Origin of the sequence: Sulfitobacter sp. HI0040 (assembly GCF_001634885.1) — a bacterium.
GTDB lineage: Bacteria > Pseudomonadota > Alphaproteobacteria > Rhodobacterales > Rhodobacteraceae > Sulfitobacter.
Window position 1 is genome coordinate 14,962 of the sequence record NZ_LWEX01000489.1, and the last position, 13,572, is coordinate 28,533.

At 61.2% G+C, this 13,572-nt stretch carries 12 protein-coding genes; 7 read left to right on the plus strand and 5 right to left on the minus strand.

Translation table 11 applies throughout. The annotated features are described in order from the left end of the window. Positions 1–6: 6 nt before the first annotated feature. Genes A3728_RS19330 through A3728_RS19345 form a run of 4 tightly spaced genes read right to left on the minus strand, consistent with a single transcriptional unit; the run spans position 7 to position 4,094 of the window. Entirely contained in the window at positions 7–810 is an 804-nt protein-coding gene (locus A3728_RS19330; RefSeq protein WP_067927599.1) for an enoyl-CoA hydratase-related protein, read from the minus strand. After that, entirely contained in the window at positions 803–1,657 is an 855-nt protein-coding gene (locus tag A3728_RS19335) for an SDR family NAD(P)-dependent oxidoreductase (RefSeq protein ID WP_057796873.1), read from the minus strand. Before A3728_RS19335 ends, A3728_RS19330 begins: the two co-directional genes overlap by 8 nt. A 9-nt stretch (positions 1,658–1,666) precedes the next feature. Next, positions 1,667–2,866 (minus strand): acyl-CoA dehydrogenase family protein, encoded by a 1,200-nt coding sequence (locus A3728_RS19340; protein WP_067927600.1) that lies wholly within the window; start codon positions 2,864–2,866, stop codon positions 1,667–1,669. A gap of 13 nt (positions 2,867–2,879) precedes the next feature. Further along, positions 2,880–4,094 carry an acyl-CoA dehydrogenase family protein gene (locus A3728_RS19345; RefSeq protein ID WP_067927760.1) on the minus strand — a complete coding sequence of 405 codons (1,215 nt, stop codon included), beginning with the start codon at positions 4,092–4,094 and terminating at the stop codon, positions 2,880–2,882. A 133-nt stretch (positions 4,095–4,227) separates the two neighbouring features. On the opposite strand from A3728_RS19345, the gene A3728_RS19350 reads away from it, so the two are divergent. Genes A3728_RS19350 through A3728_RS19370 form a run of 5 tightly spaced genes read left to right on the plus strand, consistent with a single transcriptional unit; the run spans position 4,228 to position 10,429 of the window. Further along, the gene (locus A3728_RS19350; protein WP_067927601.1) at positions 4,228–5,013 is read left to right on the plus strand and encodes an enoyl-CoA hydratase-related protein; all 786 of its coding nucleotides are present in this window, start codon (positions 4,228–4,230) and stop codon (positions 5,011–5,013) included. A 21-nt stretch (positions 5,014–5,034) separates the two neighbouring features. Then, positions 5,035–6,834: an acyclic terpene utilization AtuA family protein gene (locus A3728_RS19355; RefSeq protein ID WP_067927603.1), complete on the plus strand. Its 1,800-nt coding sequence runs from the start codon at positions 5,035–5,037 to the stop codon at positions 6,832–6,834. Positions 6,835–6,846: 12 nt separating this feature from the next. Beyond that, entirely contained in the window at positions 6,847–8,316 is a 1,470-nt protein-coding gene (locus tag A3728_RS19360) for an acetyl-CoA carboxylase biotin carboxylase subunit (protein WP_067927605.1), read from the plus strand. Beyond that, a complete protein-coding gene (locus A3728_RS19365; protein WP_067927607.1) occupies positions 8,304–8,819 on the plus strand; it encodes an acetyl-CoA carboxylase biotin carboxyl carrier protein subunit in 516 nt (171 codons plus the stop codon). The genes A3728_RS19360 and A3728_RS19365 overlap by 13 nt, the downstream gene beginning before the upstream one ends. Positions 8,820–8,821: 2 nt before the next feature. Further along, complete coding sequence (locus tag A3728_RS19370) at positions 8,822–10,429, plus strand: acyl-CoA carboxylase subunit beta (protein WP_067927610.1); 1,608 nt, start codon at positions 8,822–8,824, stop codon at positions 10,427–10,429. 111 nt (positions 10,430–10,540) lie between these two features. Here A3728_RS19370 and A3728_RS19375 read toward each other — a convergent pair whose 3' ends face one another. Beyond that, positions 10,541–11,152, minus strand: a complete 612-nt coding sequence (locus A3728_RS19375) for an acyltransferase (protein ID WP_067927612.1) — start codon at positions 11,150–11,152, stop codon at positions 10,541–10,543. A 253-nt stretch (positions 11,153–11,405) separates the two neighbouring features. On the opposite strand from A3728_RS19375, the gene A3728_RS19380 reads away from it, so the two are divergent. Both A3728_RS19380 and A3728_RS19385 read left to right on the plus strand, forming a co-directional pair. Further along, on the plus strand, positions 11,406–12,590 hold the full coding sequence (locus A3728_RS19380; RefSeq protein ID WP_067927618.1) for a lipid-transfer protein: 1,185 nt from the start codon (positions 11,406–11,408) through the stop codon (positions 12,588–12,590). A gap of 24 nt (positions 12,591–12,614) precedes the next feature. Beyond that, entirely contained in the window at positions 12,615–13,445 is an 831-nt protein-coding gene (locus A3728_RS19385) for an SDR family NAD(P)-dependent oxidoreductase (protein WP_067927628.1), read from the plus strand. The last annotated feature ends 127 nt before the right edge of the window (positions 13,446–13,572 follow it).

A 13,572-nucleotide genomic window follows, 5' to 3' on the forward strand; every position in this document is an offset into this window, starting at 1 on the left:
TTTCCTTTAACGCCCCGTGAAATTGGGTTTTCGTTTTTCGACGAACGCAGCAACCGCCTCGTGGTGGTCTTCGGTCTGATGCATGAGCGCCTGATAGGCCGCCGCGGAATTCAGGAAATCCGGCAGGTCCATCCGTTCGGCATTGCGCATCAGACGCTTGGCGACCCGCACCGCGCGCGGCGGTTTCGCGGCGATGACAGCGGCCCGTTCGCGGGCCCGTTCCATCAATTTTTCATGAGGCACAAGTTCAAGCACCATACCAAGCTCCAGCGCTTCCTTGGCCTCGACCATGCGCCCTGAGAAGGTCAGATCGGCGGCCTTCTGGTGGCCCAGACGACGCAACAGGAACCAGCTGCCCGCATCGCCCGGAATGATTCCGAGATTCAGAAACACCTCGCCGAACCTTGCTTTCTCCGATGCGATGCGCATGTCGCACATCATGGTCAGGTCGCAACCCGCGCCCACCGCCGGGCCGTTGACCGCGGCGATCGTCGGAATATCCATGTTGTAGAGCGCAAGCGGCAGCCGCTGCACCCCATCAACATAGCTCTGCGCCGCCGCCAGCGGCTCCTTGCGGAACACGCTGTCGGGATCGTTCATCTCCTTGATGTCCCCGCCTGCACAAAAGGCCGGGTCGGCCCCGGTAAGGATCATCACGCTGACCTCCGGGTCGGCCTGCACCTTGGCGAAGGTCTCCAGAAGGGCAGCGATCATGTCGTTGCCGGTGACCGGGTTGCGCCGCTCGGGGTCGTTCAGCGTAACCGTGGCGATCCTGTCGGAAATCTCCAGAAGGACGGGCTGTTTATTCATTCTTGCCATCTCCGCGTTCGCGTTTCTCGAACATCGCGGGGTTGATCATGTCCCGCGCGTCATGGCCCATATGCAGGGTCTCACCGCCGTCTACATAAATGTCTTCTCCGGTGATGAAACCGCCAAGTTTCGAGGCCAGGAAAATGATCGTGCCTGCGATGTCCTCGGCCGCCCCCATCCGGTTTAGCACCGAGCGGTTCAGCTTTTTCCACTGTTCCGGCGGAATCGGATAGCGGCCAAGCGCATCGGTCTTGATCGTGCCCGGCGCGACACAGTTCAGCCGGATGCCGTACTCGCCCCATTCGGCGGCCAGCGTTTTCATCATGCCCGTCACACCGGCGCGGGCGGCGACGGTGTGTGTAAAGCCGGTAAGCGCGGTGCGCGCCGAGATGGCGGTGACAAACACAACCGATCCACCATTGTCGTACATGAAGTGATCCGCCGCTGCCCGGGTCATCTGCCAAGATCCGATCAGGTTGTTGCGGATCACGGCTTCGAAGCCCTTGTTGGTGATATCGCGGGCGGCCGCGATATACTGGCCGCCGGCATTGTTCACCAAAACATCCAACTGCCCATAGTGGTCCTTGATCCGCCCCATCGCAGCTTCGATACTGTCTTCGTCGCGGGTGTCTCCGGGCACGACAAAGGCCTCGCCCCCCGCCGCCCGGATCATTTCGGCGGTCTCTTCCAGCGGCTCTTCGCGGCGCGCGAACAGCGCAAGCCTGGCCCCGCAAGCGGCCATTTCGATCGCCGTCGCCCGGCCCATTCCAGATCCGGACCCCGTGACCAGGGCAACTTGACCCGCCATGAGATCCGACGCGTAACGCCTTGATTTCGCTTCGCTCATGTTCCGCCCCTAGTTCTTCAGCAATTCGCCAGAGATGATGAGTTTGCGAACCTCCTGGGTGCCTGCGCCGACCTCAAGCACGCGACCGGTCCGGTATAGTCGGTTCACTTCTGTATCACGCATGTAACCCGAGCCGCCGTGAATCTGGACAGCTTTGTCCAGCACGAAGGATGTCGCCTCAGCGGCCTTGTAGATCGCCGCAGCGGTGAGCTTGTGGATTTCGCCGCGCCCGCCTTCGCCCTCTTCGAGGCCTTCACACATGGCAGCGGTGCGCAAGGACAGGCTCCGCGCGGCCTCGATCTGCGTATACATGTCGGCCAGCATCGCCTGAACCATCTGAAAACTGGCGATCGGTTTGCCGAATTGCTGGCGTGTCTTGGCGTAATCGATGGAAATATCCAGCGCCCGCTGCGCAATGCCCAGAGCGTTGAAACAGACGATGGCACGTTCCAGATCAAGTCCGGACATGGTAACGGCAACCCCGCCATCCAGCTTGCCGACCATGTTTCTGGCCGGAACACGGCAATCTTCGAATACCAGTTCGCCCGTCGGCGAGCCCCGGAATCCCATCTTGTTGAGCTTCTGCGCCACCTTGAAACCGGGCGTGTCGGTTTCCACGATAAAGGCGGAAATTCCCTTGGCCCCTTTTTCGGGCGATGTCTTGGCATAGACCAGCACCAGATCGGCAATCGGCCCATTGGTGATGTAGATCTTGGCCCCGTTCAGGATGTAATCGTCGCCATCCTTCTTCGCCGTGGTCCGCATAGAGCCCAGCGCATCCGAGCCAGCACCGGGTTCGGTCAAGCCCAATGCGCCGATCAACGTGCCATCGCAAAGCCCCGGTAGATACTTGCGGCGCAACTCGTCATTGGCGTTGCGATAGATATTATTGACGCAGAGGTTGTCGTGCGCCACATGGGTCAGTCCGATGGCCGCAGAGGATCGCGACAGCTGTTCGGTGATGATACAGGCCGAGGTAAAATCGAGCCCGGCACCGCCGAATTCCGTCGGCACGTTCAGTCCCAGGTAGCCCATTTCGCCCAGCTTGGGGAAAACCGAAGACGGCAGGTCATCAGTATCGTCCATTTCCGCATTCAGATGGTGGAATTCGGACATGAAGAACTTGCCGGCCTGATCGGCCAGGGCCTGCTGTTCGTCCGTCATGAAATGTGTTGGCAGTGCGGTGTCGTTGCGCAGTTGCTTGTTCATGGTCTCGTCTCCCTCAGGCGCGCAAAAGTTCTTCGGCAATGATGATCTTGCGGACTTCGCTTGTACCCGCGCCGATTTCCAGCAGCTTGTTGGCGCGGAACAGCCGGTTGATCTCGGTGTCCTGCATGTAGCCAGAGCCACCATGAATATGGCAGGCTTCGGTCACCGCCTTGTTGAATGCCTCGCCTGCGTAAAGACAGGCCGCCGCAGTCAGCTTGTGGATTTCGCCGCGGCCACCGGCCCCTTTCGGCAGGCCGGTACAGGCGGCCAGCGCCCGATAACTGAAGGCACGCGCGGTTTCGACCTCGGTGTAGATCTCGGCCAGTTTCGACTGCATCATCTGGAAACTTGCAATCGGCTTGCCGAACTGTTCGCGAATCTTGGCGTATTCCAGCCCCAGTTCCAGCGCGCGTTCGGCCATGCCAACGCAGACTGAGGCAACCATAGCACGCTCCAGATCCAGCCCGCTCATTACCACCGAAACGCCGGTGTTTTCCTGTCCAACCATGGCGGACGCGGGTACGCGGCAATCCTCAAACACCAGTTCTCCGGTTGGCGAGCCGCGAAAGCCCATCTTGTCAAGCTTTTGCGCCACCTTGAAACCGGGATTGTCCGTCTCGATTATGAAAGCGGAAATGCCCTTGGCGCCCTTCGACTTGTCGGTTTTAGCGTAAAGCAGGATCACATCGGCAATCGGCCCGTTGGTGATATAGATCTTCGAGCCGTTGATGACGTAGTCATCGCCGTCGCGGCGCGCGGTGGTCGCCATGGACCCAAGCGCATCGGACCCCGCGCCCGGTTCGGTCAGGCCCAAAGCACCAACCAGCTCGCCCGAGCAAAGACCCGGCACGTATTTCTTCACATGCTCTTCGGATCCATTGCGCAGCAGGTTATTCAGGCACAGGTTGTCATGCGCCCCGTGTGAGAGGCCCACAGCCGGATTCCACTTCGAAATCACCTCGGACACCAGCGCCTGGGTGAACTCGTTCTGTCCCGATCCGCCTAGCTCCTCCGGCGCGGTAATCCCCAGCAGGCCCAGCTCGCCCATCTGCTTGAACAGATCATCGGGCCACCATTCCTCGTCATCCATACGCGCTTGCAGCGGGTGTAGCACCTCGCGCGACACCCGATCCACGTGATCGACAATCTGGCGTTGCTCATCGGTCAAAGAATAGTTCGCCCTGATGGCTTCCAGATGCGCCGCGATGGCCTCACTTTGAGCGGTCATATCGTCCTCCCGAAAAATGTTGTTTGCGTTGTTGACCAAAATCAAACACATGTTAGAAAATAGATCAAGCCAAGCTTTTGACGACCTGACGTAAGAAAGCGCGGTGTCCTGAATACAGGGGGGAGCTTCGGAAATGACTGAGAGCGTTGTTCAATCGCAGGTGCTCGGCAAAGAAGTGCGTATCACGATTCGACGTCCTGATAATCGAAATGCCCTCAACCGTGAGGTCGCAGACGGGATCATGGCCGCCATATGTGCTGCCGAGAGGGACATCGATTGCCGCGTGATCGTTCTGACCGGCGAGGGCGAGCGCGCCTTCTGTGCCGGGGGCGACATCAAGGCGGGGGCGGATGGCGGCCCGTTTGTTCAGGATCCGGCGGACCCGGATCATTTTGCCGGAAGGTTGTTCGAGACGATACAGGCGTGCCGAAAGCCAACGATCGCGCGCATCAATGGCGTCGCGATGGGGGCAGGAGCGGGCATCATCTGTGCCTGCGATCTGGCTGTGATGGCGGATCATGCCCGCATCGGAACGCCGGAAGTGAAGGTGGGTCTGTTTCCCATGACGATCGTGCCACCCATGATGCGCGTGCTGCCCCGGCGGAGGCTGATGGAGATGTTCATCACCGGCGTTCCTCTGACGGCCGAGGAAGCCCTGCAGTTCAATCTGGTCAACTATGTGACCGATGCCGCGGGGTTGGACGACAAGGTTGCAGAACTGGTTGCCCAGATCGCCGCGCAGTCGCCGAGCGCTATCCGGCTGGGAAAATACGCCTGTCACGCGATGGAGGATATGACCTATCCGCAGCAAATGCGGTTTGCAGAAACACTTTTACCGCGTGTGGCGCAGACCGAAGACGCGCGCGAAGGCTTTGATGCCTTCATTGAGAAGCGCAAACCTGAATGGACGGGCCGCTGATCAAACGGGGAGGAGAGGAATATGTCGGAACGAAAGCTGCGCATCGGATGCGCGTCGGGCTTCTGGGGCGATACGCCGGAAGCGATCGGTCAACTGGTCTCAAAGGGCGAGATCGACTATCTGGTGTTTGACTATCTGGCAGAGGTGACAATGTCGCTGATGGCGCGGGCCCGCGCCAAAGCGCCCGAGTCGGGCTATGCGCCGGACTTCGTCAAGGCGCTGGCACCCTGGTTGCCGGATATCAAGGCAAAAGGGATCAAGGTCGTTGCCAATGCCGGGGGCGTGAACCCGCGTGGCTGCAGCGATGCGCTTGCCAAAGCCGCCGCCCAGGCCGGGATCGATCTGTCCATCGGAGTCGTGCTGGGAGATGACCTGTTGCCTCGGGCCGATGAAATTCGCAAAAACGGTCAGACGGAAATGTTCTCGGGTGTCGCATTTCCAGATGATATCTGGAGCATGAATGCCTATCTGGGTGCCCGCCCCATCGCTGCCGCGCTGGATGCCGGGGCCGACATCGTGATCACCGGGCGCTGCGCCGACAGCGCGGTGGCGCTTGGTCCGCTGATGCATGAGTACGGCTGGGGCGATGACGACTGGGACAAGCTCAGCCAGGGATCGCTGGCCGGACACCTGATCGAATGCGGCCCCCAGGGAACCGGCGGCAACTTCACCGACTGGCAGGACGTGCCGGGTTGGGACAATATGGGCATGCCCATCGTCGAGGTGTCCGAAGACGGCAGTTTCACTATGACCAAGACGCCTGACACCGGCGGGCTGGTTGTGCCCGGGTCAGTCGGAGAGCAGATGCTCTATGAAATCGGGGATCCCCGCGCGTACCTGTTGCCCGACGTGATCTGCGACTGGTCCGGGGTCACCCTGGAACAGGTCGGACCCGACCGGGTGCTGGTCAAGGGCGGCAGGGGGCTTGGGCGCACTGACAGCTACAAGGTGTCGGCGACCCATGCCGATGGCTGGCGCGCCGTCTCTACCCTGACACTGGCCGCGATTGATGCACCCGCCAAGGCCGAACGTGTGGCCGAGGCGATCCTGACCCGCTGTCGCCGGATTTTTCGCGACCGCAACATGGCCGATTTCCGGCAGGTCAGCGTCGAGGTGCTGGGCGCCGAGGCCGCCTATGGCGCAAACGCGCGCGCCCGGACCCGCGAGGTGGTGCTCAAGATCGGCGCGGTCCATGACGATCGCGCCGCGCTGAACATCTTTGCCGGAGAAATCGCACCGATGGCGATTTCGACCGCGCAGGGTCTGACCGGGTTCTTCGCCGGACGGCCCAAGGTGCAGCCGGTGGTGCGTCTGTTCTCGTTCCTGCAAGACAAGGCAGCCACGCCGGTAGCGGTCGAGGTCGACGGCAAGGATGTGCCCGTGAGCGTGGCCACTACGCCAGTCCACCTTGATCCACCTGCCGCACCGCCCGCAGATAGCCGCGAGCCCGGCCCGGACGCTGTCAAGGTCCGCCTCGTCGATCTGGCTTGGGGCCGCTCGGGCGACAAGGGGGATATCGCCAATATCGGCATCCTTGCGCGCAGGCCGGACTACCTGCCCTATATCCGCGCGGCCCTTAGCGAAGAGGTGGTGAAAGACTATTTCGCCCATGTCTGCGACGGCAGGGTTGAACGGTTCGACCTGCCCGGAAGCCATGCGCTGAACTTCATGCTGCATGAATCCTTGGGCGGGGGTGGCATCGCCTCTGTCCGCATCGACCCGCAAGGCAAAGGGTTTGCGCAGATGCTGCTTGATATCGAAATTCCCGTGCCAGCCGATCTGGCCGCAAGTGACGGGCTGAACGCCGCGAACCCGAACTAAGAGGACAACTCCATGACCATTTCGAAACTTCTGGTCGCAAATCGGGGTGAAATCGCGGCGCGCGTGTTGCGCACCGCCAACGCACACGGGCTTGCGACGGCCGTGTTGCGCCATGCCTCGGAACAAGAGGGGCCTGCCCATCTGATCGCGCATGAGGTTGTGACCATCGACGGCCCGACGCCCGTGGCCGCCTATCTGGATATTCCTCAGATTGTCGAAGCCGCCAAAAGGATCGGCGCGGACGCGGTGCATCCCGGCTATGGCTTTCTGTCAGAGAATGCCGGTTTTGTCGCGGCACTGGAAAAAGCCGGAGTGACCTTTGTCGGCCCGACGTCAGAGGTCATCGACCTGATGGGGGACAAGGTCCGCGCCCGCGCCTTTGTCGAGGAACGCGGGTTTCCCGTCGCCCCCTCGGCGATCGAGGATGACGATCCGGCGAGCTTTGTCGAACGTGCCCGCGCCGTTGGCTATCCGCTGCTGATCAAGCCCTCGGCGGGCGGTGGCGGCAAGGGCATGCGCGTCGTACGCGAGGACAGCACGCTGGAGACCGAAATCGAAACCGCGCGCCGCGAAGGCGAACGGTATTTCGGTGACGGCCGCCTGTTTGTCGAACGTTACATCGAACGCCCGCGCCATATCGAGGTGCAGGTGATGGGCGACGGGCAAGGCAACGTGGTCCATTTCTGGGAACGCGAATGTTCGATCCAGCGCCGGTTCCAGAAGATTATCGAGGAAACGCCCTCACCGGCGCTGACCCCCGAGCAACGGGATAAGATCTGCGAGACCGCTGCCGGAATTGCCCGCGCCGTCAAATACCGCGGGGCAGGGACCGTTGAATTCATCTATGCGCAGGACGGGGCCTTTTATTTCCTGGAAATGAACACCCGCCTTCAGGTCGAACATCCGGTGACCGAGATGGTAACCGGCTTTGATCTGGTTGCCGAGCAGCTGCGTGTCGCGGCGGGCGACGGGCTGAGCGCCGTGCAGGCGGATATTCCACAGAACGGCAATTCGATCGAACTGCGCATCTGTGCCGAGGACGCGACGGCCGATTTCCGGCCCGCGATCGGCGATATCCTGCTGCTGGACGAACCCCAGGGCGAGGGTGTCCGCGTAGACAGCGGCATTCTGGACGGCGGCAAGGTAACGACCGACTTCGACCCGATGTTGTCCAAGCTGATCGTACATGGCCGGGATCGCGCGCAGGCCATCGCCCGCGCGCGGCAGGCGGTGCAGAACTATGTGGTTCTGGGGGTGACAACCAACACCGGCTATCTGGATGCAATCCTTGCGCATCCCGATTTTGCCTCGGGCGACATTTCAACCGGGTTCCTGACTGAACAATCCGAAACGCTGACTGCGCCGGGCGAAGATGTCTCGGACCTGCTGATGGCGGCAGCGGCCCTGTCGGACGAGCGGCTGGTGAGTGAAGTCATGCAGATACCGGAGATGCACCGCAAGATGGGCGGGTGGAGAAACTGATGCGACGGATTTTTCAAATCGACGGCGAGGAGACCGAAACCTGGTTGGCCCATGACGGGGCCTGCTTCATACTGAACACACCCGACGGGGCAATTCCCTGTCAGCTGGAAGCCGCCGGGGCAAAGGGTGGCCATGTGCTGCGTGCAAATGGCAAGGTCCGGGAATTGCGGCTGGCCGCCGGACCGGACGCAACCTTCGTGCATATGAACGGGCGCGTCCATGAGATAAGGCGTATTGACCCGGCCGAGCGCCTGGCGGGCGGCGACAGCGGCAGCAGCGACGACCGGGTCACCGCGCCGATGCCGGGTGTTGTCGTGTCCATTGCGGTCAAGCCCGGCGACCAGGTCAACGAAGGCCAGCCGCTTCTGGTGATCGAAAGCATGAAGTTGGAAACCACACTGACGGCGCCGCGCGACGGGGTCGTTGCTGAATTGCCGTTCGCTGAAGGCGACAGTTTCGGTCTGAAAGACATCCTGGCCCAATTGGTTCCGGAGGAGGAGTGACCATGCGCAGAATTGAAAGTCAGATCGACACCAATGCCGCCGACTACAAGGCAAATTTTGCCGCCATGTCTGAACGGCTGAAGGAATTCCACGCCCGCCAGCACGCAGCGCGTTTCGAACGCCCGCAACGCGATATCGACCGCCTTGCCCGCCAGAACAAACTGGGCGTGCGCGAGCGCTTGAAACTACTACTGGACCCCGGCACGCCCTTTTTGGAGTTTTCCACACTTGCCGCCTGTCGCGAATACGACGGCACCGTCCCTGGCGCCGCTGTGGTGACAGGCATCGGCATCGTGCAGGGCCGCGAGGTCGCCATTCATGCCAATGACGCCAGCGTCAAGGGCGGTGCCTGGTATCCGCATACCGTGAAAAAGATCGTGCGTCTTCTTGACGTCGCCTTGGAAAACCGACTGCCGGTCATCCATATCTGCGACAGCGCGGGCGGTTTCCTGCCGCTGCAGCACGGGGTCTTTCCCGACCGGTATCTGGGCGGGCGGGTGTTCCGCAACCAGGTCAAGCTGAGCCAGGCCAATATCCCGCAGATTGCCGTGGTCGGCGGTCACTGCACGGCTGGCGGCGCCTATGTGCCGACGCTGAGCGACTACAACATCATCATCGAAGGCACAGGGGCGATTTTCCTTGGCGGTCCCCCGCTGGTCAAGGCGGCTACCGGCGAAGAGGTCGGTGTTCAGGAGCTTGGCGGCGCGGTCATGCACACCTCGGTATCGGGCACCGGCGACTATCGCGCCGCGACCGAACAACACGCCTTTTCACTGGCCCGCGAGATTGTCGGCCAGTGGAAGCGCACGCCGAAAACGATCATCGAAACCGCGGCCTATGAAGAGCCTTACTATGACCCCAAAGAACTCTACGGGATCATTCCAAAAGACCGGAAAACCCAGTTCGACATGCGCGAGGTTCTGGCCCGGATCGTGGACGGCTCACGCTTTCACGAATACCAGCCGAACTATGGCACCACGATGGTGTGCGGCTTTGCCCATATCTGGGGTTACAAGGTCGGCATCCTTGCCAACAACGGGGTGCTGTTCAACGACAGTTCGCTCAAGGCAGCGCATTTCATGCAGTTGTGCAACCAGAACCGCACGCCTCTGGTCTTTTTCCAGAACATCACCGGCTATATGGTGGGCCGCGAATACGAAGAACGAGGCATCGCCAAGGATGGCGCCAAGATGCTGATGGCGCAGGGCGGCTCGGTCGTGCCGAAGTTCACAGTGATCGCCAATGCCTCTTACGGGGCCGGCAACTACGGGATGTGCGGACGGGCCTGGGACGCGCGCACGCTGTTCATGTGGCCCCAGGCCGAGATCGGCGTGATGGGGGCGGATCAGGCCGCCAATACCATGGCTGACGTCAAGATTCGGCAGCTTCAGCGCGAAGGCAAAGAGCTGACCGAAGAAGAAATCGCCGCGATCCGCGAACCGGTGCTGGAAAAATACAAGCGCGATGTCGAGGCTTATACCTCGACCTCGGAATTGTGGGACGACGGCATCCTCGATCCGGCGGACACACGCAACGCGCTTGGCATGTCGATTTCTGCCTCGCTCAATGCACCGATCGACGATCCGCACTACGGGATCTTCCGTCTGTAAAGGCTTGAGGGACGGCACACCGGGTCGGGGAGTGCCGTTCCGCGTCAAGGCGCTTCCATCTGGCGCTTTCGGAATCTGAAGTAGTCCTGACCGGTCCGGTTCCCGGACAGGTCAGGACGATGTCCGCCGCGCCTCCTGAATGGAGACGACGTCAGAGGCCGCCATGCCGGGCCGGTCTGCCTCGACCGCCTTCAGCGGCTCGACCGGCGTCAATCCGGCCAGACTATCGCGCGCAAGTTGCTGGTATTCAGCGGTGCCGCGCGTTTTCCACGCGATTTCTTTCTCGCTGACCTCGCGGATCACCTTTGCCGGCGATCCCACCACCATCGAACGCGGCGGAATCACGGTTTCGCCACGCACAAACGCCTGCGCGCCGACAATCGATTCCGCCCCAAGCTCTACACCATCCATAATGACGGAATTCATTCCGACCAGAGCGTTCCGGCCCACTGTGCAACCGTGCAGGATCGCGCCATGGCCGATGTGGCCGTCGCTTTCCACCACGGCGTCGCGGCCGGGAAAGGAATGGATGATGCAATTGTCCTGAACATTGGCTCCATCCCCGATCACGATCCTGCCGAAATCGCCCCGCAAGCTTGCTCCGGGGCCGATGTAGCATCCATGACCCAAGATGACATTTCCGATCAGAACGGCCTGGGGGTGGACATATGTATCCTCGGGCACGACGGGTATAAAACCCTTGAACTCATAACAGTATGCCATTCCGACCACCTTTCGTAAGCTGAGTGCTAAACGCTTGTCAGCGGTTGCGCCGGGACCAGAATCCCTCAATTGTGCCGCCGATCAGGGCGTGTGGCCCGAAAACAAACACAAGTTAGAAAACAGCGCAAGCTCCCTACGTCACAGCTTGGCGATATTGACACTTCCCAAGGTTGGGATTTAAAATCTAACAAATGGTAGAAAATAGGCTGGCGGACCGATTAGGGTGGCCTGACCGAACTTGGGAGAGAGAGAAATGACAGACAAAGCCTATGTTGCAGGCGTTGGGATGGTCCCGTTCCAGAAGCCGGGAAAATCCGAAAGCTACGATGTGATGGCGACCGCTGCGACCCGGTCCGCTCTGGCAGACGCGGGGTTGGATTATGATAAAGTCCAACAGGCCTATGTGGGCTATGTCTATGGCGACAGCACCTGCGGTCAGCGCGCCCTGTACCATGTCGGAATGACAGGCATCCCGGTTCTGAATGTGAACAACAACTGCTCGACCGGATCGTCCGCCCTGTTCCTGGCCAGGCAGGCAGTTGAAAGCAGCGCGGTCGAATGTGCTCTGGCACTTGGGTTCGAACAGATGCAGCCCGGCGCAATCGGTGCGATGTTCCATGACCGGGTCAGCCCGTTTGCGGCATTCGACAGTGAAACCGACGAACTGGTTGGCAGTGCCGAGATCCCGCTGGCGCTGCGGTACTTCGGCGGTGCGGGCAAGGCGCATATGGACGAGTTCGGCACCCCCCTGGAAACCTTCGCAAAAATCCGCGCCAAGGCCAGCCGACATGCTGCGAAGAATCCGGTTGCCCTGTTCCGGCAGGAGGTGACGGCGGAAGACGTCATGGCCGCCCAGGTCGTCTGGCCCGGCGTCATGACCAAGCTCATGGCCTGTCCGCCAACCTGTGGCGCGGCCGCCGCGATCATTTGCTCCAAGGAATTCGCCGACAAGCACGGACTGGACAGTTCGGTTCGGATCGCGGCGCAGGCCATGACGACGGACGGCCCGGAAACTTTCGAAGCCCATGACATGCGCGAAGTGGTCGGCTTTTCGATGGCCAAGCGCGCCGCCGATCAGGTTTACGAGGACGCGGGCATCGGGCCCGAGGACGTGGATGTGGTCGAACTGCACGACTGTTTCGCCCACAACGAGCTTATCACCTATGAGGCGCTTGGCCTTTGCGGGCGCGGCGAAGCGGCGAAATTCGTTGATGATGGCGACAACACCTACGGCGGAAAATACGTGACCAACCCGTCGGGCGGTCTTTTGTCCAAAGGCCATCCGCTTGGGGCGACCGGCCTAGCGCAATGTACCGAGCTCGTTCAGCAGCTTCGCGGCCAGGCAGATGCGCGCCAGGTTGATGGCGCACGTCTGGCGCTTCAGCACAATCTGGGCCTCGGCGGGGCCTGCGTCACCACGCTTTATGAAAAAGCCTGATAGCGCCTTTCGGGAGGAATCAATATGACTGGAAAACTCGACGGGCGCGTGGCGCTGGTCTCGGGCTCGGGCCGGGGCATTGGCCGCGAAATCGCTCTCAAACTGGCCTCGGAAGGGGCCCGGCTGGTGATCAACGATCTGGACGCCGGTCCGGCCAATGAAACCGCCGAGGCGGTGCGCGCGATGGGAGCTGAGGCCGTGGTCTGTGCCGGCAGCGTTACCGAAGACGGTTTTGCCGAACGGTTCATCAAGACCGGCGTGGACAGCTTTGGCGGGTTAGACATCATCGTGAACAACGCAGGCTACACTTGGGATAGCGTCGTTCAGAAGATGTCCGACGAACAGTGGCAGGCGATCATCGACGTCCACCTGACGGCACCTTTCAAGATCCTGCGCGCTGCCCAGCCGGTGATCAGCGCCAAGGCCAAGGAAGAGGCCGCCGCCGGACAGGAAGTGTTCCGCAAAGTAGTCAACATCTCGTCCATCGCAGGGACCGGCGGCAATGCTGGCCAGATCAACTATTCCGCCGCTAAGGCCGGTATCCTAGGGGTCACCCGGACGATGGCCAAGGAATGGGGCCGCTATAAGGTCAACGTCAACGCCGTCGCCTTCGGCCCGATTCGCACCCGCTTGACCGAAGGCAGCGCGGATGGCGACAGCACGATCAAGGTCGAGGAAAAAGAGATCAAGGTCGGCGTGAATCCCGATCTCCTGTCCCAGATGGAGCGCATGATTCCGCTGGGTCGGGTCGGCACGCCGGAAGAGGCCGCAGGTGCGGTTTATCTGTTCTGCGCGCCCGAATCGAACTTCATTTCCGGCCAGCATGTCATCTGCGGCGGCGGGTTCGTGATCTAAGGCATTTGCCCGGACCCGATGGCAAGGTCCGGGCAAGAACGTTCATGTCCGGGCGGCCCCATGATGGCCGCTCGGACGGTCTTTACCGCAACCGCCACGCGAGCATGCTCAGAAAGGTTGACTCACG